The organism is Prevotella scopos JCM 17725, assembly GCF_018127785.1.
GTDB lineage: Bacteria > Bacteroidota > Bacteroidia > Bacteroidales > Bacteroidaceae > Prevotella > Prevotella scopos.
Genome location: NZ_CP072390.1, coordinates 1221357 through 1245995, shown reverse-complemented (window position 1 = coordinate 1245995; position 24639 = coordinate 1221357). Strand labels below are relative to the sequence as shown.

At 43.1% G+C, this 24639-nt stretch carries 17 protein-coding genes; 3 read left to right on the top strand and 14 right to left on the bottom strand.

What is annotated here, in order from left to right:
• Nucleotides 1-41: 41 nt before the first annotated feature.
• Nucleotides 42-2336, top strand: coding sequence for a TonB-dependent receptor (locus tag J4856_RS10600; RefSeq protein ID WP_025838284.1), 2295 nt, complete (start codon nucleotides 42-44; stop codon nucleotides 2334-2336).
• 193 nt (nucleotides 2337-2529) lie between these two features.
• Here J4856_RS10600 and J4856_RS10595 read toward each other — a convergent pair whose 3' ends face one another.
• The 14 genes from J4856_RS10595 to J4856_RS10530 form a co-directional block, all read right to left on the bottom strand.
• The gene (locus J4856_RS10595) at nucleotides 2530-5352 is read right to left on the bottom strand and encodes a M16 family metallopeptidase (protein ID WP_044081109.1); all 2823 of its coding nucleotides are present in this window, start codon (nucleotides 5350-5352) and stop codon (nucleotides 2530-2532) included.
• A 201-nt stretch (nucleotides 5353-5553) separates the two neighbouring features.
• Nucleotides 5554-7155 carry a DUF6850 family outer membrane beta-barrel protein gene (locus J4856_RS10590; RefSeq protein ID WP_234967270.1) on the bottom strand — a complete coding sequence of 534 codons (1602 nt, stop codon included), beginning with the start codon at nucleotides 7153-7155 and terminating at the stop codon, nucleotides 5554-5556.
• A 45-nt stretch (nucleotides 7156-7200) separates the two neighbouring features.
• Complete coding sequence (locus tag J4856_RS10585; protein ID WP_025838289.1) at nucleotides 7201-8322, bottom strand: DUF4876 domain-containing protein; 1122 nt, start codon at nucleotides 8320-8322, stop codon at nucleotides 7201-7203.
• 31 nt (nucleotides 8323-8353) lie between these two features.
• Nucleotides 8354-8869 (bottom strand): T9SS type A sorting domain-containing protein, encoded by a 516-nt coding sequence (locus J4856_RS10580; protein WP_025838291.1) that lies wholly within the window; start codon nucleotides 8867-8869, stop codon nucleotides 8354-8356.
• A 38-nt stretch (nucleotides 8870-8907) separates the two neighbouring features.
• Nucleotides 8908-9288: a hypothetical protein gene (locus J4856_RS10575; protein WP_025838293.1), complete on the bottom strand. Its 381-nt coding sequence runs from the start codon at nucleotides 9286-9288 to the stop codon at nucleotides 8908-8910.
• The gene (locus J4856_RS10570; protein WP_065367739.1) at nucleotides 9288-12242 is read right to left on the bottom strand and encodes a TonB-dependent receptor; all 2955 of its coding nucleotides are present in this window, start codon (nucleotides 12240-12242) and stop codon (nucleotides 9288-9290) included. The genes J4856_RS10575 and J4856_RS10570 overlap by 1 nt, the downstream gene beginning before the upstream one ends.
• A gap of 737 nt (nucleotides 12243-12979) precedes the next feature.
• Entirely contained in the window at nucleotides 12980-14104 is a 1125-nt protein-coding gene (locus tag J4856_RS10565; protein WP_025838297.1) for an acyltransferase family protein, read from the bottom strand.
• Between the two features lie 284 nt (nucleotides 14105-14388).
• Nucleotides 14389-16683 (bottom strand): RelA/SpoT family protein, encoded by a 2295-nt coding sequence (locus tag J4856_RS10560; protein ID WP_025838299.1) that lies wholly within the window; start codon nucleotides 16681-16683, stop codon nucleotides 14389-14391.
• A 42-nt stretch (nucleotides 16684-16725) separates the two neighbouring features.
• Nucleotides 16726-17748: a lytic transglycosylase domain-containing protein gene (locus J4856_RS10555; RefSeq protein WP_244885756.1), complete on the bottom strand. Its 1023-nt coding sequence runs from the start codon at nucleotides 17746-17748 to the stop codon at nucleotides 16726-16728.
• A 145-nt stretch (nucleotides 17749-17893) separates the two neighbouring features.
• The gene (locus tag J4856_RS10550) at nucleotides 17894-19261 is read right to left on the bottom strand and encodes a DDE transposase (RefSeq protein ID WP_211817820.1); all 1368 of its coding nucleotides are present in this window, start codon (nucleotides 19259-19261) and stop codon (nucleotides 17894-17896) included.
• 81 nt (nucleotides 19262-19342) lie between these two features.
• Nucleotides 19343-19549 (bottom strand): hypothetical protein, encoded by a 207-nt coding sequence (locus J4856_RS10545; RefSeq protein WP_072904680.1) that lies wholly within the window; start codon nucleotides 19547-19549, stop codon nucleotides 19343-19345.
• 40 nt (nucleotides 19550-19589) lie between these two features.
• Complete coding sequence (locus J4856_RS10540; protein WP_025838308.1) at nucleotides 19590-20369, bottom strand: DUF5683 domain-containing protein; 780 nt, start codon at nucleotides 20367-20369, stop codon at nucleotides 19590-19592.
• A gap of 171 nt (nucleotides 20370-20540) precedes the next feature.
• The gene (locus J4856_RS10535; RefSeq protein WP_025838310.1) at nucleotides 20541-21446 is read right to left on the bottom strand and encodes a ParB/RepB/Spo0J family partition protein; all 906 of its coding nucleotides are present in this window, start codon (nucleotides 21444-21446) and stop codon (nucleotides 20541-20543) included.
• Nucleotides 21447-21590: 144 nt separating this feature from the next.
• Nucleotides 21591-22358 carry a ParA family protein gene (locus tag J4856_RS10530; RefSeq protein ID WP_025838311.1) on the bottom strand — a complete coding sequence of 256 codons (768 nt, stop codon included), beginning with the start codon at nucleotides 22356-22358 and terminating at the stop codon, nucleotides 21591-21593.
• 114 nt (nucleotides 22359-22472) lie between these two features.
• Here J4856_RS10530 and surE point away from each other — a divergent pair, with 114 nt between their 5' ends.
• Entirely contained in the window at nucleotides 22473-23246 is a 774-nt protein-coding gene (gene surE / locus J4856_RS10525; protein WP_025838313.1) for a 5'/3'-nucleotidase SurE, read from the top strand.
• A gap of 12 nt (nucleotides 23247-23258) precedes the next feature.
• The gene (gene lpxB, locus J4856_RS10520; RefSeq protein WP_065367742.1) at nucleotides 23259-24506 is read left to right on the top strand and encodes a lipid-A-disaccharide synthase; all 1248 of its coding nucleotides are present in this window, start codon (nucleotides 23259-23261) and stop codon (nucleotides 24504-24506) included.
• The last annotated feature ends 133 nt before the right edge of the window (nucleotides 24507-24639 follow it).

The following is a 24639-nucleotide window of genomic DNA, read 5'->3' as shown; positions in this document are numbered from 1 at the left end:
AAAATTATAATAAGACAATACATATAATAAATAATATGTTTATGAAAAAGGAAATTCTCACGTTGCTTATGTCTGGCTGCTATGGTATCCTTGCTGCACAAACTACGGGAACGGTCGTAGATGAAAACAAGCAACCATTACCAGCTGCAACTGTTTCGTTATTTCGTGAAAGCGAAAATAAGATGATTAGTGGAGTGGTAACTGATATGAATGGCGGCTTTGAACTGAATACGCATGAAGGAGAAAACTATAGAATAAGGATATCTTTTGTTGGGTATTCTACGCAGGAAATTAAATGCCAAAACATTTCTAAGCACCTTTCGGTGGGTACAATCGTGTTGAAGCCAGAAAGTAAGCAGCTTAATGACGTTACAGTGACCGCCAACAACGTAATACAAAAAGCTGACCGCCAAATAATTATCCCTAATCTGCTTCAGCAAAAAACATCAAGCAATGGTTTAAATTTGTTGCAGCATCTTCAGCTTTCACGAATCTCTGTAAATACGCTCGACAGTAAGGTGACTACCACTATGGGGGATGCCGTAGAGTTACGTATTAATGGTGTAAAGGCAGAGATACAGGAGGTGAAGGCTCTCTTGCCGGCAGACGTATTGAGAATAGAATATCATGATAATCCTGGTCTAAGATACGGAAATGTAGCTGCCGTAATTGACATTATCTTAAAAGAAAAGAAGAATGGTGGAAGCATCTCCGGAGAGTTTATGAACACTATCAATCCCTTAGGTATAGGAGATTATCAGTTATCGGGTAATTATCATGTAGGTAAGTCAAACTTCAAGGCATCTGTAAACTGGAATCGACGTGATGTAAACTGGTTACGTGAAAACATGGAGGCTTTCAATGCAACGCCCCCCAGTATCAGTAACTATGAGATAGGGCAAAAGACAAAGGCACGATATGATAACATCAATCTATCCATAGGATACGATTACATAAATAGCGGAAACATATTGAGTGTTACTTTTCGTGATTTATATAACAATACGCCTCATGCGGTATTTGATAGAAATTCCAAACTTATTCAGAATAGCAACACATTCGATATCATGGACCGCACCAAGTCAAGGAGTAACAATCCATCCTTAGATATTTATTATCAACATGAGTTTACCAAGGATAAGCACCTTTTCTTTGACCTGATAGGAACATATATCAATACTAAGAACGACCGTTTATATCGCCAATCTCAGGGGAATTCTGTACAGGAAATATCTTCCCATGTTGATGGTAATAAATATTCGGCTATAGCTGAGGTTATTTACGAGCAGAAAATCAAGGATTCGCGGTTGTCATTCGGTCTGCGACATCAGCAGATGTACACAAAAAATGAGTACGATGGAAACACATCTTCAAGCGTAAAGATGAATACAGGTGAGAGTTATGGTTTTGGAGAATGGGCTTCAAAGTTAGGAAAACTGGATTATATGGTAGGTGTAGGTGCTATGAGAACCTATGTTAGCCAAGGAAATGCCAAACAGGTAAAATATATATTTCGCCCAACTATTCAGCTGGGGTACCGTTTCAACAATTATCTGTCAATACGCTACAAAGCCTACATGGGAGGGTACGCACCCTCACTTGCCGAATTAAGCGATGTTGAACAGCACATAGATATTTACCAAATACGGCGTGGAAATCCAAATCTACAAGCGGTCAGATTTTTCTCTAATGAACTGTCAATTAGCGTAGGAACAAAGTATATTAGTGCAGAATGGTTTACCCGTTACAGCTATGACGACAAGCCATATATGGAAGAAACGACCTATTCGAATGGCTTCTATGTTAGGAGTTATGCCAATCAAAGAGGCTTCCATCGTCTGAACTCTCAAATAAACCTAAAAGTACAACCTTGGAAGGATTATATATCCATTCAATTAACCCCATTTGTCAATCGCTATATCAGCAATGGTAATACCTATACGCATACACATACCAACTGGGGTTTGCGTGCCAACTTAATGGGAATGTACAAGAATTGGTATGTAGGCGCCAATCTTGAGACAAGTTTTCATAACCTGTGGGGCGAGACACTTAACAAAGATGAGAAATCACATAGTATAGTCTTTGGGTACAATAGAGAAAAATGGGGTGTAGAACTCCAGTTGCAGAACATCTTCAGTTCACGTTATGAAATGTCTGTAGAAAATCTTTCCCATCTTGCTCCTTATAATCAAATGGTATGGTCGAAAAATCTATGTAAGGTTTTTGGCATAGACTTTCATTTCAACCTTAATTTTGGAAAGCATGGCTCTGAGGTGAACCAACGTATTCATAACTCTGATACTGATGCAGGTATTGTACCAACAACGAAGTAGCAGATAAATATAAATCTACACAGATAAAGAGAAAATCGAAAATCTTTCAAAGTGTAAACGTTATATTAGTAAGGTCAGAGATAAATTCTCCCGAACACCAATAGCAAAGAAGAACAGCCATATCAAAGCACTCCGGCTTCGATATGGCTGTTTTAAGTAGGTTTACTTTGTGCAACCTATAATATAGAACGGCTTACATTTCCTTTTCAGACTGCATCGTCACTTCTATTCGGCGGTTGCTCTTGATAAGGTTGCGGGCAATACGCTGGATGTCAGCAGCTGTGATGTTGCGCACGATTGTCTTGTAGTCCTTGTCAAAGTCAACTCCATGGCGCAGCTGGTTGTATATCACGTAGAGCCAGTAGTCATTGGTAACAGAAGACTGGTCATACTGCTTTAAGAGATATTCCTTCACTTTCTGCAGACTTACTGCCTCTGGACCCTTATTGGCAATGTGCTCAATCTGCTTTGTGATGATTGGCATAACCATGTTATATTTGTCAGGATCGGTATCAAAGGCAATCTTCAACAGAGCGTGAGGATTGCTTGTTGCGTTCAGACTCTGCTGCAGTTTCACACCATACACCCCACCTTTCTCCTCACGGACAGAGTCGGTATAGGCGATAGACAATACACGTTTGAAGACGTCGAGTTCCAAATCAGACTTCGCTGTATAAGGTTCGTCCCATGTATAGAAGACGGTTACACGTGCCAATGGGGTCTTCATCTTCTTTTCAAAGCGGTGGGTTTCGTTGCAGTTGCGCACGTCAGGATAAGTCTTCGCAAAGGTTTCCTTTTTGCCTGTTGATGGTAGAGAAGCAATGTACTGCTCTAAGAGAGGGCGCAACTGAGAGATGTCAATGTTACCCATGATAATCATCTTGAAGTTAGAAGCATTGCTGAAGCGCTCCTTATAAATCTCGAGAACACGGTCATAGCTTACCTTGTCAAGTGATGCAGCCTTGAGTGGTTGTACACGTGGAGAATTACCATAAACGATGGCAGCGATAGAGTCGTTGTAGCTAACGTTAGGACTTGCTTCACGGTTGGTGAGGAAAGAGCGCATGCGGTTGAGCTCTGACTGGAAAGCCTGATCATCACGACGTAAGTTCGTAAAATACAAGTAAGTAAGTTCAAAGAGTGTGCGGATGTCTTTGATAGACGAGTTACCGCTGATAGACTGTGTTTCATCACCTACACCAGCATTGATGCGAATGGTTTTACCTGCTAAGAACTTGTTGAGTTCTGTTGCACTGAAACGTCCTACACCACCTTCTTTTACAGCTGCTGAGATAAACTGTGTGTTAATCAAATCCTTGACAGGATAGAGGGAAGAACCACCTTCTGCAAAGAAGTTCAGTGTCACAGCATCCTTCTGATAGTCAGTCTTCTTGAAATATACCTTCACACCATTGCTCAGCGTGATTTCTGTTGTTCCATGCAAACCTTCTTTCTCACTCTTGATACGTCCCTTCTTAGGAAGTGTCTCAATCAGCTTATCGTCCAACTTCTTCTCTACATACTTAGGATAGGTCTTTGCCTGTGCATCGAGAACCATCTGCTCAAACTGCGCATCTGAGGGAACATTTACGCCTGCTTTGTCTGGTGCATAGACAACAAGCACTTGATTCTTGTTAGTGATAGCCTCACGCATAGCCTCATTAACCTCATCGAGTGTTACCTCATTAAAGAACTGGTCGTCGAGTTGCTTGTCGTATGCTTCGGTGGTGATGGGTTCATTATCGAGGAAGTTCTGCTTTGCACGACGCACATAATATGAATTGCGACGATCGTTGCGCTCATTGTATTGACGGTCAATCACCTTCTGGCGGAAGGCTTTGGCACGAGTGAGTTCTGAAGGAGTAAACCCATGCTGGCGAATCTGCTCAATTGTTCCCACTGCAGCATCAAAAGAACCCTTTACATCTTCCTGACGAGCACCAAAGGAAAGAACAAAGGCGTCTTTTGTACGACTGATCAAGAACTGACCCATACGTGCAGAAGCACTCAAGCAAGGCTTTGGATTCTTGTCCTGCATCTCGTTAAGGCGTTCGCCAATCATATAAGAAACTAAGTCGTCAACATATCCGTCTCGCTGATACTTTACCGAAGACTTCTCTGAATCAGGCGTAGCCTCACGCTTCATATAAAGTGTAACGAGCATAATAGGTTGTTCTGAATCCTTCAATGATGCTACAATCATCTTGTCGTTGTCATTCACTGGGAAGTATTCACGATGAGCAGCATTCTCAGGCATTGGAATAGCTGAGAAGACAGACTGTATCTTCTGTTCCATCTTGTCTACATCAATATCACCCACAACGATGATTGCTTGCAGGTCTGGGCGATACCACTTGTGGTAATAGTCGCGAAGTGCCTTGTAAGGGAAGTTGTCTACAATCTCCATCTTACCGATTGGCAGACAGTCTTCATACTTCGTACCACGATAGACGATTGGCAATGCCTCCTCCATCAGGCGTTGTGAAGCCATACCTGCACGGCGTGTACGCCACTCCTCATGAATAACACCACGCTCTTTGTCAATCTCCTTGTCCTCAAGGTCCAAGTAGTGACTCCAGTCATGGAGGATAAGTAGGGTAGAGTCGATGGTTGATTCCTGCTTTACAGGTACGGAACTGACGTTGTAAACGGTCTCGTCAATCGAGGTGTAAGCATTGAGGTTGGTACCGAACTTAATACCATGTGCTTCACACCAATGTACGATACTTGGTGAAGAAGGTGTATTCTTGAAGTTCTTACTTCCATTGAAAGCCATGTGCTCAAGGAAGTGAGCCAGTCCTCTCTGGTTTGGTTCTTCGAGAATACTTCCCACACGCTGTGCAATGTAAAAGTCGGCTATCCCTTTCTCTTTGGCATTGTGGCGTATGTAATAAGTCATACCATTCTTCAACTTACCTATACGGAAGCTGTTGTCGGTACTGACATTCTGCGCCATAGCACCTGTCACAAGGAGCAGGAGTACAAGCGCATTGATGATTCTGTTGTTTATTAACATAATATGTGATAGATTCCTTTTATAATTCTTTTATGTCTGTCTGATTTTGATTCTTGGTAGGGTATTGTCTTACTAACGATTATTTGCCTTCGTCTTAATAACATATTGTACTCTATTAAGTACTCCGCACGTGTGGTGTGGAGGCTCAGCACCACTTGTGCGAACGCTTAGCACCACTCGTGCGGACCAATAGTAAGACTGTTAGAAGGTGCAACCAATAGTCAGCCTGCCCGTTGAATAGTTCCTACCTACAAGGTAAGCGTTGCCGTCATTGGTGTGACGATGGGTGAAGTCGAAGGCAGTGTAGGTCTTCATCTTGGTGCCTGGGAATACAAAGGCGTACTTAACGCCAAGATGGAGGGAGTATTGTGGGTCAGTAAGATACTTATACTCACGATACATCAGTACATCCATCGTAGGGAAACCGTTCTGCTTGTCAGATGGTTTAGCTAATGTTCCATCTTCGAAAGCATCGCCCTTTCCCTTCTTATAGGCAAAGCCCGCCTTTAATGACAATACTCCTTTGCGGAAAAGGAGGTTACGCGTAAGACCTGTATAAGCCTCCATCGTGCGGATATCCTGACGGCGGAAGTAAGGATAGCTGTAGCCTGTCTGCTTACGTTGTGCGATGTTCACACCTGCTTCTACCGTCCAGAGAGATAACTCGTTTATAACGCCATAATAGCCAGTATAGCCAAGATGTACATCATTCCACGCCTTATTGGCACTCTTTACGGGGTCAAGATACTGATAGAAGTAGGCTCCCTGTTCATTCTTGTTAGAACGATAAGCATTCATCTCGTTGACAAGGTTCTCACTTGAGAAACTAAAGTCAAGATGATGTACCTGCTTGTCGAGGTTCAAAGTTAGGCGTGTTTGGTAGTCATAGATGTTGCTGTGATGATTGGTGTGAACAATCGTATAGGGTGACTTCCTACCATAATAACCCTTTCGATAAGCCATATCCAAGTGGTTAAACCATGAGAGGTGTGGGAGGATTTCCCAGCCAAGTTGTAGACCTAATCCATGATATTCATTGAGCATAGGTTGCTCCCTATTGCTATCAGTAAAGCCCGAACTACTGAAGGGTTCAGTCTTACCAATCCAGGGACCATAGTTGATATAAGACGTAAACTCCTGTGCATTTGAAGCGTAGGTACTAAAGATTACGCTCTCTGTGTTCCGTCGGTAAGTATAGTTAAGACCAAGACTAAAAGGCTGTAACGGTACATAGATGCCAGTAGTGAGGGCTAAATCCATTAGCTTTGTCTTATGTCTTAAATCCTTATACTTAGCAACGTTTGCTGCAGTGAAGTCCACCTTTGTACCAATGGCAAGTCCTTTATATATCTCCCAAGACAATGCGCCCATAAGATTATAGGTGTCACGATGCTTTGTGCCAGCATTATTTAGCGAGTCTTCGACAATATCGAACGGCAAACGTTGGGTCTGTATGAACGCTGAACCAGTCATATTACGTCCAGAGAAGTTGTCATAACGCATACTCCCCGATAGGACAATCCTGTCTGTTAGGCGATAGAAAGAAGACACGTTGGCACCCGCTTGCACGGAACGTGGCGACTCGTCATAGTTGACAAAGCCTCCCTTGCCATATTGTGCATAGACTTCAGCCAAGGAAATGTTCTTTGTCTTAAATCGTGTCAAAGCTGCAGCATTGTCACTTCTCAGCCATGCATCGCTATTGGCAACGAAGCTAAAATCACGATGGAGCAGACTATCCTTAGCCTGCTCCTGTGCGTTGAGGCTGGCAGAGAGGGCTACTCCTGCCAGTATAAGTGTCATGAACCTATATCTCATCTTACAGGTTATGTTCTTTTATCATCTATTTTACTTGTCTCTAAGTGAGAACTGTTTGCGCTCGTGGAAGTCAGCAGTAGAGTTATTTGTGTCCATGTAGACAATCTTTGCTCCATTCTTCATAGAAGCTTCAGCATCAATGCCACTTGGGTCTGTACCATACTTGTAGTTATAAACTAATTTAGCAGTATTGCCTTCAATCTTCTTTGTCGCTTCAGCATCCACGTTACGATATACGCTATGACCAAGTTTGACAGTCTGCATGACGTAGCCAGCATCTACATCAGAGCCGAAACGCTTCTTACTCTTGCTCTCATTAATTTTCTCATAAATCTCAACACCGTCAATAATCCAGTCTGTTGGGACCTTCAATACAGCATTTATTTTGTTCTGAGCTTTGCCTGGTGCGTATGTGATATTACTTGCATCGTTTGCGAAAGCAGCAGGCGTTGTGTTCTTTGTTTGGAAGATAAAGAAGCCAGGAGAAGTTACACTAAGTGGCCAAGCATTACCCTGTCCATATTCTACTGCCTTAAGGTATTGGCTGGTAGGGATAACGTCTGCTGGTGTTGGATAGTATTTTGGATTCTTAAAACCAGACTCTGGGTCGTACATAGTATAGTAGTCTTTATTGGCATAGTTGATACTCTGTGGGTAGGTCTTAGTATTATCTATTGCCCCCATACAGCAGATAACAACCTGTGAATAAGGCTCGATAATCAATGAATTAGGGAAGTACCATATACCACAAGCTGCTGGAACCCAGCCCTTAGATAAGTAAGAAGGCTCTGTCGCTCCTGTGCCGTACCATTCGTTCGCAACAGAGTGTGCATTATAGGGGTCTAATATACCAATTGCCAAGTTGCTGATTACTGCTGTCTTACCACCATTGTTATAGAGGATAAAACCCTTGTCCATCTGGAAGAAATTCTTGGGATCGTTTTCAATTGGTACACCTGTCGTGTACAATTCCTTGATGATAACTTGGTCTGCATTCTGATCAGGCAATTGGAAAGTAACGTTCTTTACATCTGATACTTTGATGACTTGTACAGTACTATCGTTATGTTTCACAATCATATTCCATGTTTGTGCGTTGATGTTGCCAATGAAAGCGAACAGGGCAACAAGGAGAAGTAATATTTTCTTCATATCTTTTTCTATTTAATTTCTAATGTTATTCTTACTTGTTCATAAACTTAAAGCTCTTGGTAGGTGTACGGAGGATGTAGACACCCTTTGGTAAAGACGAGAGGTCAAGTGCAACTCGTCCCTCACCATCTGCTGTTACTGAGCTGATTTGTGTACCATTTAGATTGTAAATGGCAACTCTTGCGCCTGCTTTCAACCCACTTACCTCAGCATTATTGAATGAGAAACTTGGAGTCGATGTCTCACCTTTTGGATCATTTTTAGGAACGCTACTGATGCTTGTTGTAACTTTCTTCTCATTGAAATGGTAGTCCTGTACTCCTGTCAGTGCTGTTGACAACTTCTTACCCTCACAAGTAATAACAAGGTCATTACCCTCTATGGTTATAACAGGGTATGAATCCAAAGCAAACTCGGTCTTGGTACCATTCGTTTCGGTCAAGACAAGGCAGGTTATCATCTTCTCTTGTACTGTCTGTGCAAAGCCACTAAGGGGTATGAACGACAGTGCTAAAGCGATAAGCCCTATAAAACTTATTTTCTTCATAAACATTGTTTTTAATTTATACTATCTTTATTTCTCTTTTAATTTACGATACGTTTCTTCGACATTACTAATGGTAAGGTTACTACGCGAGGAGAGTCTACTGTAACGACGACCTGCGACTTGGCACCATTGAAGAAGTAACGATAGTCTTCGGTTTCCTTTCTTGCTGAACTGCTGACCTTATACAAGCCGGAAGGAACGCTGAAGTGAGCTACTCCTTGTACGTCTGTACTATCAACGAAGGTGCTTGCCACAGCGTCTTGTAACTCTACACGTAAGCCTTCATACGCGCCATCGTATGTGCTTGGAAACTCTAACTTCACATCAAAGTTGACTAAATCAAGTCCTTCATCATAGTCAGCACACGAAATTAACAGCGTTATTACGCATACTGCAAGTAAACAAAATATCTTTCTCATTATATCTTCAATCTTAATGAAAGTCCATAATAGAAACTCGGAACATACCCACTACCAAAGAGACTTGTTTCAAGTCCTGTCTGAGTAGAGTGTACCTGAGCAAGCGTGTTGAAGAAGTTATTGGCATAGAACGATATAGATACGTGCTTGCCAATTTCTTTTGTCACACTCAAATTAGCCGACCAGAAGGCACTGAGCTTATTTGGATTCAACGTGTAAGGATAGTTTGTTCGCACAACCAACTGTGTCAAATCGTTGTATAATCCTCTGTCATTCGTTGCTGCCCAACGTAGTTTTTCAGCAAAAGGAACCAACGTTTCTGGTGCATCCCATGTGCTATAATACTCTGGATAAACAATCACTGTTTGGTTCTCTGTCTTACCATTATACGGCTCACCAAAGTATTCATTACCACTATTCACAACATATCCTCGGCTGCTGGTAGCTCTACTATAAGTATAGAGTGAACTTTCCATACGCAAAGCAATGATGAGTCGAATCTTTGGTATATGTGTCGTCAGTGTGATATTCATATCCACTTGACCGCTGACAGACCCATTTGATGGTGAAGCATTAGCGGTATAGTTAGTTGATGTGGCTGCACCACCACGGTAATAACCAATATATTGATAGAGTTTCCCGTCTGACTGACGTGTGTTAAGTCCTACAGGAATATCCGTAAAGAGCGTTTCGTCCTGTGCCTTGTAATGATAATACTTACCATCTACACGCACCTGTGTACGGAGAGCCTTAATCTGTTTGAAGTCTACTATCCATTCTAAACCATAGCGACTCAATGGGTCAGCATTCACATATTTCGTGTTGGTGACGTAGGTGTTACGTTCGTCATAACCGAGAACGACTGGGGCTTTCGTCCCACTGGCATCACTTACCGTCACAATACCTGTCTGTGGGTCAATCGCAAAGAGTCGATTAGCCGCATCAATACCGCTCGCTTGAAGTTTAGCAGGTGATGTGTACTTATAGGTGAAAGGTGTGTAAGTGTTTGTTGCCATGTAAGGATTGAAAGTCTTACTATGGAAGAATGAAAGGTTGATGTCTGCTATCTTCGTTCTCAGTTCCACACCTAAATCCCACTGGTTGGCATATTGCCATTTCAAGTCAGCATTGTATCGTGCCTTTGAAGGGTAGGTGTAGTAGGCGTAATAAGAACGATTATTAGCATCACTGGTAGATGAGAATGCTAACATATCACGATAAGATGGAGAAGGGTAGAGTACTTGGAAACTCGGAAGCTTCACGCTCTTTCCCCATCCTGAATGCACGCTAAGACTATTCACCCAACTTTCTTGTCCGAAGCGAAGCATATAGCGCATATTCAGTCGTGGTGAAAAACTACCCACTGTTCCATATTCTGAGCCTGAAATCGAGGTGATATCCTCACGTACACCTGCTGTCAGTTCAATATTCTGTTTGGTATTAATAGCCATTGAGAGCTTATCCTCGGCATAGAGTGCCATGTTGTTCAAAGCGGGTAGGGCATCAAAACGATATTCACGCCATGTCGGTGCGTAGCGCATATCTTCGTAGTGTGTACCCTTTCCCTTATTCCTACTGCTGGTCCATTCTGCACCAACAAGTAAGCGGTTGCGGAACTTTCCAAATGATTTATTCCAATTAGCTTTTAGCTTCAAACTATAGGTTAACGGCTTGGAATCGCCAAAACCACGCAGATACCAATAGCCTGTAGGACCAAGAATGATGTTGGCAGAAGGGTTCTTATCGTAATCTTCTGCAATGTTATATCCTTCTGTCAAAGTGTGGATATAAGGCTGTGTAGAACTACTACTCTCATTGCTATAGCTTTCTGAGCGTTTATCAGCGTAGGTGAAGGCTGCTGTAAAATTAAGATTGGTTATCCATGACTTGTTCAATAACCAGTCAAGGCGCACATTACCACCCACGTTATTGTCCTTAACCTTATAATAACTGTCCAAGTTGCGGTCTAGGTCAGCCTTTGAATCATAGCCTCCCACACCGCCATTCAGCCCTATATCCAACGTCAGAGGCTGTGTCTTTTTCATAAAGACATTCATATAATGTAGTGACAGCACATTGCGCTGATAAGCTGTATAAGGCGATGCTGCATCCGAGAAAGAGCGTGCATGCTCAAGGGAGAAGTTGATGAGTCCTGTATTCTTGCCCAAGTCTAATCCTTTGTGAAGGGCTATCTGGCGGGTGTGTTGGTTGATACTTCCTTCTAAGATGAAAGGCGAACTACCTCTACGGGTCTTCACTTTTACTACACCATTGGTGAGGTCGCCGTATTCAACAGAGGCAATACCGGGTACGACCTCCACACTTTCAATGTTAGAAGCACTGACACCACGTGTACTCACACCAGCCGTCTCGCCCATCATCGCATTGTTGTTCAGACGAACACCATCCACTTCAATGGCTGTACCAAATGACGCGTTGCCTCGCTCTGACGAACCGCTTCGCAAGGTCAATTTGCTATCATTCATCAAAGAAGGGTTCACACTCTTACCACCCGGTAAAAGCTGAGCTATATCACCCAAAGTCATTATCTGTTGATTGTCCAACGTCTTACGGTCAATGGTGTAAGAGGTTGTTATCTCGTCTTTCTTTCGATGCGCAACAACCTGTACTTCATCGAGTTGAAGGTTGTCTTCGGCAAGGCGCACGTTGAGCGTGGCACCATCATTATTAATGGTGACAACTACTGTTTGTTCTGCGTAACCAAGGCAGGAGATAACTGCAGTACACTTTCCTTTCGGTACGTTTTTTATCGTGAAACAACCTTTTTCGTCCGTAAAAGCGTATAAGCGATTTTCCTTCAATGTGACTGATGCGTAGGCTATAGGCTTACGATCATCCTTCCCCACAACACAACCAGTAAGTGTCTGGGCTATACCATTGATGCTTAGTCCGCAAAATACAATAGACGCTATTATCCTATTCGTGAAGTCCATGACTTGCAAAGGTAGGACGAATCTACTAACTCTACAATACTCAAAAATAGGTATTTGTTGACTTTTTTTATGAATAAAAATTGATTTTATCGTATTACCTAAGGTTCTTCTGATATATGGAGTGATAAGGAACACTCAAATGTGTGAGAAGACGCGATTCAAAAGGTTCAAGGAGAAACGATACCTAACACTTAAATATTAGTAGATTTTTGTAAGTTTATAAACTGCCTAAATGATTGGTGTTAAGCCTCCGCACTATTGGTGTTTACCGTCCACACCATATGTGCGGAGCCTCTGTACGTTAATAATAAAAAACGTTCTAATTGATTAAATATCAAATCCATATAGATATGATATCAATTTTATTGCACCACTAGTAATTTTGAATTAAAAAGATATGAATGCACAAAAGTTTTATCGGACACCAATAATTTGAAGTTGATGCCGCTACCGACCCGCGCGACAAATCGTACTTGATGTACGGTAGCCGAATAGGACTTGGCGATGCCGACCCGCACTACCAACAACTGCCCTTACGCGCCGCCATAGGCAAGCTTTCCACACCCTTCGCCTTCAAAGAGAAAACCCAACTGCTGAACAACTATTTGGCAGAACGCAAACCAAGGGGCGATGCTGCAAAACTACTGGCGAAAGAAATGCGCCAATAGTGTGCATCGGCAGTTGTTTAACAAGGGGATACTATGCAAAATCAACTGTACGGTGTTGCTTCGTTGCGCTCACACAAATCGCTTTTGCAGCCATCGCCTTACGGGCATATCGTAAAATTTAAGGCATACCCAAGCCAAGGCGATGCAGGCAAACACAAGGGCTAGGACCTGCGGAATGGTTTGGCAGAAAGGTAGGTCGTTTCTCTTTGCATAAGCAAAACAGGTGTAGATAAGAGGAAAATGAACGATGTAAATAGGATAAGAAATGTTGCCAAGGAAGTTGCATATACGCGTAGAAAGGGCATCGGTGGTTTCTCCCGATGCGCCTATCCACACCACAAGGGGGAAAACCAACAGCACACAAAGCGCTTCGTAGATGCCGTTTGCCCACATCTGGCTTTCTCCGCCTAGGCGCGGAGGCACAGTAACGGCCACAATAATTAGCGCACACCACCAAAAAGCACCGCGCACCTTGCGCTTATGAAACACGCGCGAAAGCAGCAAACCCGCAGGGAAGGCAAACATAACGCGGAGCAATCCGCCCCAAAAACCATAGTTGCCGAAGGTCCACCCTGCACCTAGATTGCCATACTCGTTGGTTATGGCATAGCCAAATAGCGCGCCACCTGTGGCGAATACCAGCATGGCGAGCCAACGCGTAGACAACTTGCGAATGGCCAAGACATAGAGTAGGTTGGCTATATACTCGAAAAACAATGACCATGTAGGGCCGTTAAGTGGAAAAATCTCGCCATAACCACGTACCTCAACCTCTCCCCATGCAGGCACTAAAAACAGATTCAGCAGCGTTGCGAAGGTCAAAAGGACCACAGGCACTTCGGAAACTTTTAAATATTCGGTGCCTTGGGCATAAAACAACAGTCCGCCAAGTAGAGCACCTATCACCACCATGGGATGCAGACGGATAACCCTTCGCTTAACAAAGGCCATAATGCCCATGGTGTTTAGGCGGTCGTCGTAGGCATAACCGATAACGAAACCCGATAGCATAAAGAAGAAATCTACTGCCAAATAGCCGTGATTGACACACTGCGTGAGGCAGTTTGTGGCAAAATCTTCGCCTATATGGTAACAAATAACGAGGAGGGCGGCAACGCCGCGCAACCCGTCTAGCAAGTGATAGTGTGGTTTGGTGTCGGCAAAAGCTGCCGCAGAGGTGTTGTTTGGGGTCATTGGTGAAGTTATGCGTTTGGTTTTTATTAGGCACAAAGGTAAACAAGTATGCTGATAACAAAGTAATTACACTTAAAATTAATTTTGCTGTCATTTCTGTCATTCAATGTTGTGCCCTAACTGATTAGTTTACAGTAGGGTTATATGAAATGTTAAAAGTGACAGCAAATTAAAACAAAACTTTTTTTGCAAGCTGTGTAATAGCCCCCACTCTTGTTAGGGGCTTTATTATTCCGTGTGTTGGAAGGACGATTTCTCTTGCGGTTAGATAGTTTTTTTGAGGACTAAAGAACCTCTAAAACCTCTTGTATATCCTTGATATTCTTCATACTTTCAACGATAAACTGTACGTCTTTGCGGTCATGGACTTGCATCTCGATCGTTCCCTCAAAGATTCCATTATCGCTGGAAATTGTTATCTTACGGATATTAATGCCTAACTGGTCGGAGAGGACATCAGAGATGTCGTGTAGCATACCGCTGCGGTCAATACCACGAATCTCAATTGTTGCGTCAAAGAATAATTGGCGGTGCATGTCCCACTTGGCATCTAAGATTCTACCACCATAGCTTGCTTTTAGCTTTGCAGCCACTGGACAGGCACGCTTATGAATCTCGATGTGGTTCTTGTTGTCAATATATCCGAGGATATCATCACCAGGGATAGCATGGCAGCAATGTGGGAAGAGATAGCGATGTATGTTTTCCTCGTTGATGAAGATAGGCTTCTTTTTGTTGAGTTCTTTTGTAACAACAATTAAGCCCTCAGTATTTTCTGTGTCCTTAGCTTCTGCAGTCTCTGTGGCTTTCTTATCATTCGACTTCAAGAAAGGGACGTAACGACGCCAACCGCGTGAGGTAATAGTCTTCTCTGATTTTGACTTTCCACGAAGTTCGTTTAAGTCAGTATCGCCAAGGATGACAGACTTGTTCCCGACAGCAAGGAAAAGATTGTCATGCTTACGAAGGTCGTGTAAATCGCAAAGTTTATCCAAGGTAGATGTGGTCATCTCTAGGTCATGTGCCTTAAGCCAAGTTGACAGCTGTGCTTCTCCTGTCTTTTGTAACTCACGGCTCTCACGTCGCAAGATAGCTTGTATCTTTGCCTTCGCCTTCGCTGTAGATACAAAGTTGATCCATGACGGATTGACATGTTGTGACATAGAGGTCAGGATTTCTACCTGATCTCCACTGTTGAGTTTATGACTCAATGGGACAAGTTTATGGTTGACCTTTGCACCGATGCAATGGCTGCCGAGGAATGTATGAATTTGGAATGCAAAGTCGAGCGCCGTACATCCAGCAGGCATGGTCTTAATCTCTCCTTTCGGTGTGAATACAAAGATTTCAGATGCAAAGAGGTTGAGTTTGATGGCATCGAGAAAGTCCATGGCGTCTGGTTGTGGATCATCAAGAATCTCCTTTATCGTTCTAAGCCATTCGTTCAATTCACCCTCATCTTCAGTAATCTCTCCACCATCTTTATATTTCCAATGTGCAGCAAAGCCCTGTTCAGCCAGTTCGTTCATGTGTTCAGAACGTATCTGTACTTCAATCCAACGACCTTTGCTAGACATTAGTGTGACATGCAACGCCTGATAACCATTAGCCTTAGGATGGTTCACCCAATCGCGAAGTCGGTCGGGATGACTCTTATAAATCTGACTGATCGCCACATAAATCTGGAAGCAGTTGTTGATTTCCTCTTCTTGTGATTTTGGTTTATAGATGATGCGTACAGCCAGGATATCGTAGATTTCCTCAAAGGTGACATGTTTGTTTTGCATCTTATTCCAAATAGAATAAGGACTCTTTACGCGTGCTTTAATCTCATATTCGAAGCCCATCTTGTCAAGTTCGGCACGAATAGGTGCGGTGAACTGCTCAAAGAGGGTGTCACGCTGCGCTTGCGTTGATGCGAGTTTCTTCTCGATAGAGGCGTACGCATCTGGATGTTCGTAGCGGAAGCTAAGGTCTTCTAACTCAGTCTTAATCTTATTCAGTCCCAATCGGTTCGCAAGTGGTGCATAGATGTAGAGCGTTTCACCTGCAATCTTATATTGTTTGCTGGCAGGCTGAGAAGCAAGAGTACGCATGTTGTGCAGACGGTCGCATATCTTGATGAGGATAACGCGAATGTCATCGCTCATGGTGAGCAATAACTTCTTGAAGTTTTCAGCTTGTGCTGAAGCTTGCTCGCCAAAGATACCACCTGAAATCTTGGTCAGTCCGTCAACAATCTGTGCAATCTTTGGACCGAATATGTTTTCAATATCCTCCACCGTATAGTCGGTATCTTCTACGACATCATGTAAGAGAGCAGCACAGATACTTGTAGCACCGAGTCCCATCTCTTCACAAGCAATCTGAGCAACGGCAATAGGGTGCATGATATAAGGTTCGCCAGAGAGTCGGCGCACACCCTTATGCGCTTGTCGTGCGAAGTTGAATGCCTTGGTTATGATATCAACCTTTTTTCGATGACGTGAAGCAAGATAGGTGTCGATGAGATGCTGAAAGGCATCATCTACCATCTTCTCATAGTCAATCTCCTTAACTTCCATATTGTCCTTTTCCATTGTGCATCCTCCCTTTATATATAATAAGGTGAAAGAATTGTTTTAGTATAGTATGGCTTTTTGGCTTATGTGAGTAGCCGCAATAGTCATGTTAGGTTCTTCGTTGGTTGTTTCGTTCTGGTAAATCTGATCTTTGTAGTTTTTGAACTTCTCAACCATTTCAAGAGGTAGGCGCAACTTAGCTATGCCATTGGTTGCAAATGCCTTGATTAAGCCTTGTCGATACTGTGGGTTAAGTGTCTTCAAATCATCGACATTCATTCCTAAGACGTTAGCCACCTTAGCTAGTGTGATGTCCTTTTCAATAATGACTGTATCACAGCGGATAGGCAGACCCGTTGATAAAGGTGTGATGTTATAATCAGCATAGTAGTTCATCACATAATTTGCTGCGATGAAAGCGGGTACATAACCACGTGTCTCCTTTGGTAAATGCTGATAGACCGCCCAGAAGTCTGCGCCACCACCAGCCTTTGTGATAGCACTGTTGACGCGTCCCGGTCCACAGTTGTAGGCAGCGAGAGCCAATGTCCAATCACCAAATTGCTTGTAGAGGTCGCTCAACATACGTGCTGCAGCATAAGAAGACTTCTCTGGGTCGCGACGTTCATCAATATAATTATCAATCTGAAGGTCGTATTGCTTACCTGTTGTTGCCATGAACTGCCATAATCCAACAGCTCCTACCCGTGACGTTGCATTGGGGTTCAGTCCCGATTCTATTACAGGAAGATACTTCAGTTCTAGCGGTAAGCCATAGTAGCGCAGAGCTTCCTCGAAGATTGGGTTATAGTAACGTGCACGTCCTAACAAATAGGAAGTTGATTGGCGTCCTGCCTTTGTGTAGCGATCAATATATTTCTTAACTTCCTCATTACAGGTCATTGTCATCATGTTCGAAAGGTTGCGTATCTTTCGATCAATGATTTCTATGTTATTGTCAGGTTCTGATATACCTGTTGTTGGCGTATCCTTTAGTCCTGTCTGTATGCCGCTGTTATAGAACTTGTCATCTATATAGGGAATTTCAGTTAATTCACTCCTGAACCTGCCAAGAGCATTCAAAAACTGGATTCTTTTTCTTGGAAAAGTTCCTAGAAAAAGAATTTGCAGTGTTTTCTGCTCAAAAATCTCAAATGTTGAGCCGTATGGGCATACCTGCCCCTTCCATACCTGCCTATGGATGGATATAAATCACCTTATCTTTTTATCAAGCCACCTTCTTCATGTCCCTGGCCATCAGCCTTGCGGCAAGAATGGCGGCATTAGCCGTATGGATTCCGAAGAAGAGCAGTAATGTTTCGCTGAACATGTTACGTGCCTTGATGCGCCCAACGGCATAGTGCTGTTTCTGATTCCCGAAGCTGCCCTCCATTACAGTGGCCCTGAGGTTTCCAATAATCTTTCTCGCCGTCCTGAGACATTCTGATTCTTCTTTGGGCTTGGGACCTTTTCTGACGAAACAGGTGGTTATGCCTTTTTCCGTACACATTGTTCGGTTGGCATTGTTGGCATATATGGAATCGGCACCGACACGCTTAACTTTGACCCCCGTCAGAGATTCCTGATACTCAACACATTGCTTAAGACGAACACCCTCGTTGAAAGCCTCAAAGCTGTGGTGCTCTATGAATGATATGCCGTCAATCTGTATGTTGTTGACCTTTGCCCCAAACTCCACACGCTTGTTTTCCTTGCCCCTGACAATGGGACGGAGGTAGGGACGGTCGATGCTGACAATACGGTGCCTGACTTCCTTGCCTGAAAACAAGGCTGACTGTTGGCGGAATACGGCACGTATGGCGGAGAGACGCTTTTCCTGTTCTGCCGACAGGCTGATACAAGGGCTATACAATTTGCAAAGACGGTACCACTGAGAAAGAAGTTTGGAGAGCAGTTTCAGAAGTCTTCTCCTGAGCTTGCGCGTGGATGATGCTGTGTGCTTGCGCTGCTTGGCGTATGCAAGCCTAGCCTTCTCAACATCATTATACTTGCTCCTCGGAACACGCTCCGACAGGTGCTTACACTCGGAGACAAGCAGCTTGTGAAGCCAATGGCAACACTCCCAGAGTAGCTTGATGTCTGTCGGGAAGCGCAGGTAGCTCTCATAACAGGTTGCATCCGTCAGGCATAGGTCCTTGTCCTTGAGGCTGTCTTTCCATTTGGCGTACAATATGCCCTGAAGGCTGTCTATGTCAAGAAGACGGGCAAGACGGTTGCGTATGGCACTTACAATCTTTCCATCCCTAATGGGACAGGAAGGGTCTATCAGAGCGTCACAGAACATCTGCATGTGGATGCTTCCGTTAAGCATCTCTATCAAGCCATCGTCAGACAGACCTGTGTATGACTTGAGGAACATCAGGGCTATTTCTCCCTCACACGAAAAAAGAGGCTTTTTGCCCCGCTTGCTCTTATGGCTACGACTCGTACATGCTGCTGCCAACTCCTTAAGTGGGAGCTGGGAATGGATACGTCCAAGTTCGCTTTTTGCAAAGCTGTCACGATAGCTCTGTAAAAAATCAAACTCTGTAAAGGGCAAAGTTGGTGTTATATCAGAAATTTTTTGTATCTTCACGACGTTTTTTTTAAATTTTTCCCCCGATTCTGCCCGTGAAGGGTCGTTCGGGGGATTTTATGTAAAGGTACAAATAATATATTACACTGACAAACAATTAGTTAGAAAAATTCTGAATATCCCTATATAGTCAACATCAACATATCCTGCCATCGTTGCAGATGCTGTTGGAATCATCACATTCACAGCTTTACCACGATTATCAACAACAGTCTGTTGTTGTGCATATAGACTGCAGGTTGCTCCTATTGTAATAAGGAAGGAAACAAAATATCTCTTTCTACTCATTCTGTCTAATTTAGTTGGCGCAAATCCAGTGCGCTGCGGCTTAGAATGTCAGACTACATCCAATGCCGATTGCCGATGAACGGAAGGGGTTGTTGGGTGTAGCGAAACTCTTATCTGATATGACCGCTGGTGCAATATGCAGTGAGAGGTCATCTGATATGTCAAAATCGGATAGCGAAGCATCTACGTATGCATCAATAACCGATAGTGCATAAACGGCAATCGTGGCAAAGATACTCATGTCACGCCAGCGACGATAGCGGTCTTTGCGTTGTTTAAAGATGGTTTTATAACGTTCTTCATTGGCAGAGGTGATAGTCGCTCCGAGGTGAAGAAAGTTGTTGTAACTCTGCGTTGTAGGGTCATTATCCATGATGTCCATATACGCCTGAGCGTAGTCGTGATACATCTGGTTGTTCCAAGTCATAGCGTAGATACAGCCCACAAAGCCTCCGTAGAAGATAGGCAATTTCCAATACTTGCGGTTATAAGCTTGTCCAGCACCCGGAAGAACGAGTGCAAGCCATAAAGCACGCTTAGGATTGGGTCGCCACTTGGACCAATCACGTCCCTGCTTCTTTACCATGCTGATACTATCTTTCCGCATAACAGAAGTGAGCTTACCCTCATCATCTGGTGTAAGGATGGCTTTTTCTTCTATATATTTATCCTGCGAACTAGGTATCTCAATAACTGCAGAGTCACCTGGATACATCACCTTTATCGTGTCATGGGGCAGAACTTGTGCCTGCATGACCGTTATACTGGTGAGCATTCCGGCTATCAACAGTCCTTTGAGGATTCTATTCTTCATCTTCATTACTGCCCTTTATATTGTTCAAGTTGCTGGTTTGAATGTTTTCTTATTGGTTTTCACTTTGTAATGAGCATTGTGTGCTCGCTTTTTACTTCGTCTGAACCATTCTCTCGAACCAGAATATTTACTTTTTCTTACGCTTACTAATACCTTTATCTTCCTGTTTGAGAAGTCTTACTTCATCTTATCCATCACTTCCATGATGTGAAGCAACTCTTCCTCTGATGCAAAGGGAATACTGATTTTACCCTTACCATCTGCATTACAACTCATTTGTACCTTTGTGTCAAAGAATGATGAAAGACGCTGTTTAAGGATATTGAACTCTTCCGGGAGACGAGTGCGTGCAGAAATCTTCTTCTTTGCACTCTGTATATCTTCTCCGTTATTCAATTGCTGACAAAGTTCTTCAACCTTGCGAACGCTATAGCCATTTTTGAGAATCTCACGATAGAGTTTTAATTGTAGTGAAGGACTGTCCAAAGAGAGCAATGCACGAGCATGTCCCATGTCTATTTCTTTCTTTTGCAGGCCCATCTGTACCAATGCAGGAAGCTTCAACAAACGAAGGTAGTTAGCAATAGCTGCGCGGCTCTTACCCACACGTTCTGCCACACGCTCCTGTGTCATGCCGCTCTTTTCAAGTAGATGTTCGTAAGCCAAAGCAATCTCAATCGCATTCAGGTCTTCACGCTGGATATTCTCAACCAGTGCCAACTCCATTACGCTCTCATCTTTAATCGTACGGATATAGGCTGGAACAGCTTTTAAGCCTGCCAGCTGACTGGCACGCCAACGACGCTCGCCGGCTATAATCTGGAAGCGGTTCTCGTCTATCTGACGTAAGGTAATTGGCTGAACGAGTCCTAATTCACGAATACTGTTAGCCAACTCTTCCAACGCAACAGGGTCGAATTCACGACGAGGTTGGTTAGGATTAGCTTCAATCTGGTCTAAGGCAACCTCGTTGATAGTAGAACTTCCTTGTGTACTGACAGCTTCAGTAGATATTAAGGCATCCAGACCACGGCCGAGGGCATTGGTCTTTGCGTTTCGATTATATTTCTTTTGTACAGCCATAGTCTTTGTTTGGGAGTTAATTGAGATAAGGAGTATAGGTGAGTTAGTGATTTTTCTGCAAGAGAAACAATAGCTCTGAAATCAGGAAATAACACATCTGAAAGCGTTAAAGCACTACGTTTATACTCCGTTTGTTTTCCCTATTTATTTCTTATTCTTTTCAATGATTTCCTTTGCGAGGCTAAGATGATTCTTTGCACCCGTAGAGTCAGCGTCATAGAGGATAACTGGTAATCCATGACTTGGACTCTCTGAGAGTTTCACGTTACGCTGGATCACTGACTTGAAAACTAACTCTTGGAAGTGGCGCTTTACTTCATCGTAAATCTGGCGAGCAAGACGCAGACGACTATCGTACATCGTCAGCAGGAAGCCCTCTATCTCTAACTTCGGATTCAGTTTACTTTTAATTATCTTTATCGTATTCAGCAGTTTGCTGATACCCTCCAACGCGAAGTATTCACACTGCACAGGAATGATGACAGAATCAGCTGCTGTCAATGCATTGACAGTAATCAAACCAAGTGACGGACTACAGTCAATCAGTATGTAATCGTATTCATCACGAATTGGAGCAAGCAGATTGCTCATAACCTTCTCACGACCATTGAGCTTTAACATTTCAATTTCAGCTCCAACAAGGTCGATATGGCTCGGAACAATGTCCAAACCTTCTATGTCAGTTGTGTAGATAGCGTCTTTTATGTCGGCATGGTCAATGATACATTCGTAAAGCGAACAATCCACCTCTTTGATGTCCACGCCCAGACCGCTTGAGGCATTCGCCTGCGGATCGGCATCAATCACCAGTACTGACTTCTCAAGTGTTGCTAAAGAAGCCGCCAAGTTGATGGTGGTAGTCGTCTTTCCGACGCCGCCTTTTTGGTTGGCAAGTGCGATAATCTTTCCCATTTTTCTATTTAATCCTATACATTTATTAGGCTACAAAGATACATATTTTATGTGAGATTGGAGGGCTTTATAAACCTTTTTTCGTACTTTTGCACTGAAATCAAAGTGAAATTTATGAATTCTAAGAAACCACTCATACTTATATCTAACGATGATGGATACCAGTCTAATGGTATTCGTACGCTCGTTTCATTCCTTACAGATTTTGCAGATGTTGTTGTCTGTGCTCCTGAAGCAGGACGTTCGGGTTTCTCGTGTGCTTTCTCCGTGGTTGATTATCTGTTGTTGAAGAAGCGTCATAATATTCCTGATTGCGAGGTGTGGTCATGTACAGGTACGCCTGTCGACTGTGTGAAGTTGGCGTTAGACCAGATTCTTGTTGATCGAAAACCAGACCTCATCTTGGGAGGTATCAATCATGGAGATAATTCCTCTGTGAATAATCATTACAGTGGAACGATGGGTATTGCGTATGAAGGTTGCATGAAATATATCCCTTCTATTGCTTTTTCAAGTTGCGACTATGACCCTAATGCTGACCTTTCTTACCTACGTGATTACGTAAGACTTATTGTCAAGAAAGTTCTTACTGATAGTTTGCCAAAAGGTGTCTGTCTAAATGTGAACTTCCCTAAGGTTGAGAAGTTTGCAGGACTGAAGGTTTGCCGTATGGGTTGGGGTAGTTGGACAAGAGAGGTTGAGGCTTGCAAGCATCCTCGTGGCTTTGATTATTATTGGATGACAGGGCATTATCGTAATGATGAGCCTGATGCAACCGATAATGATCAATGGGCATTAGCGCATGGATATGTAACTGTCACGCCATCGAAGATTGACGTAACTGATTATGAAGTGCTCGATAAGATGAAAACGTGGGAATCTCTTTAATTCTTTGATGTTATGAAGTATTACCTGATAGTTGGTGAAGCATCTGGCGACTTACATGCATCACGCCTTATGCAGTCGTTGCTACAATATGACTCTGAAGCAGACTTCCGTTTCTTTGGTGGTGATTTGATGGCGAAAGTGGGTGGCACACGTGTGAAGCATTATCGTGAACTTGCCTATATGGGCTTTGTGCCAGTGTTGCTGCATCTGCCTACCATTTTTAAGAATATGAAGATGTGTAAAGAAGACATCGTGCGTTGGAAGCCTGATGCTGTTATTCTCGTTGACTATCCGGGGTTTAATCTTAACATCGCTAAGTTTGTAAAGAAGAATACAAATATACCAGTCTATTATTATATCTCACCAAAGATATGGGCATGGAAGGAATGGCGCATCAAAGCTATCAAACGTGATGTGAAAGAAATGTTCTCTATTCTTCCGTTTGAAATTCCTTTCTATGAGAAGAAACATAATTACAAAATACATTACGTAGGTAATCCAACAGCCGAGGAGGTTGATAATTTCCGACATGTCTATACAGAGTCAAAAGACGAGTTCTGTCAGCGTAATGGATTGTCTTCTAAACCTATCATCGCCATTCTCGCAGGTAGCCGTAAGCAGGAGATAAAGGATAACCTGCCTTCTATGCTTGAGGCTGCACGTCATTTTGAAGATTATCAGATGGTGGTTGCTGCAGCACCTTCTATCACAGAGGGTTACTATAAGAAGTTTTTAGGTCATAGCGAAGCGAAGATGGTGAAGACTCAAACGTACGAACTTCTTTCTCACTCTACGGTAGCTCTTGTGACGAGTGGTACTGCAACGCTTGAGACAGCTTTGTTGAATGTTCCGCAGGTTGTATGCTACGAAACCCCAGTTCCAAAGCTGATTCGTTTTGCCTTCAAGTATATTATCAAGGTTCGTTTTATCTCGCTTGTCAACCTTATTGCTGATAAAGAGATTGTGCAGGAACTTCTTGCCGACCGCTTTTCCATTCGTAATATAGCCAATGAACTCTATCGTATCCTTCCTGGACAGAGTGCTCGTGAATGTATGCTGACTGATTACCAGCTAGTGCGTCAACGACTCGGTAATGAGATTGCACCTGATAATGCGGCGAGAATCATGGTTGAGAAGTTGATTAGTAGTCATGCTAATCAATATGTGAACAGACAGATAAATGAATCGACAAATGAGCAAGTATACGGGCCAGTAAGTGAACAATATGAGACGTTTACACATGAGCACACTGATGAGTAGGTTTATTATTGGTAGCCACTTAGCTTCAAGCAAATAAGCTATACAAACTCTTTTCGTATAGTTTTAATCCATGTTGACGTCATAATCAGAATGTAGTAAGCAATAGATCGTTTATGAGAGTTCATGAACACAA

Coding starts and splice junctions, on each gene's coding strand:
- J4856_RS10565 (WP_025838297.1), bottom strand. CDS start 14,104: ATGACCCCAAACAACACCTCTGCGGCAGCTTTTGCCGACACCAAACCA.
- J4856_RS10575 (WP_025838293.1), bottom strand. CDS start 9,288: ATGAGAAAGATATTTTGTTTACTTGCAGTATGCGTAATAACGCTGTTA.
- J4856_RS10570 (WP_065367739.1), bottom strand. CDS start 12,242: ATGGACTTCACGAATAGGATAATAGCGTCTATTGTATTTTGCGGACTA.
- J4856_RS10595 (WP_044081109.1), bottom strand. CDS start 5,352: ATGTTAATAAACAACAGAATCATCAATGCGCTTGTACTCCTGCTCCTT.
- J4856_RS10535 (WP_025838310.1), bottom strand. CDS start 21,446: ATGGCTGTACAAAAGAAATATAATCGAAACGCAAAGACCAATGCCCTC.
- J4856_RS10540 (WP_025838308.1), bottom strand. CDS start 20,369: ATGAAGATGAAGAATAGAATCCTCAAAGGACTGTTGATAGCCGGAATG.
- J4856_RS10585 (WP_025838289.1), bottom strand. CDS start 8,322: ATGAAGAAAATATTACTTCTCCTTGTTGCCCTGTTCGCTTTCATTGGC.
- surE (WP_025838313.1), top strand. CDS start 22,473: ATGAATTCTAAGAAACCACTCATACTTATATCTAACGATGATGGATAC.
- J4856_RS10530 (WP_025838311.1), bottom strand. CDS start 22,358: ATGGGAAAGATTATCGCACTTGCCAACCAAAAAGGCGGCGTCGGAAAG.
- J4856_RS10600 (WP_025838284.1), top strand. CDS start 42: ATGAAAAAGGAAATTCTCACGTTGCTTATGTCTGGCTGCTATGGTATC.
- J4856_RS10560 (WP_025838299.1), bottom strand. CDS start 16,683: ATGGAAAAGGACAATATGGAAGTTAAGGAGATTGACTATGAGAAGATG.
- J4856_RS10545 (WP_072904680.1), bottom strand. CDS start 19,549: ATGAGTAGAAAGAGATATTTTGTTTCCTTCCTTATTACAATAGGAGCA.
- J4856_RS10590 (WP_234967270.1), bottom strand. CDS start 7,155: ATGACACTTATACTGGCAGGAGTAGCCCTCTCTGCCAGCCTCAACGCA.
- J4856_RS10580 (WP_025838291.1), bottom strand. CDS start 8,869: ATGAAGAAAATAAGTTTTATAGGGCTTATCGCTTTAGCACTGTCGTTC.
- lpxB (WP_065367742.1), top strand. CDS start 23,259: ATGAAGTATTACCTGATAGTTGGTGAAGCATCTGGCGACTTACATGCA.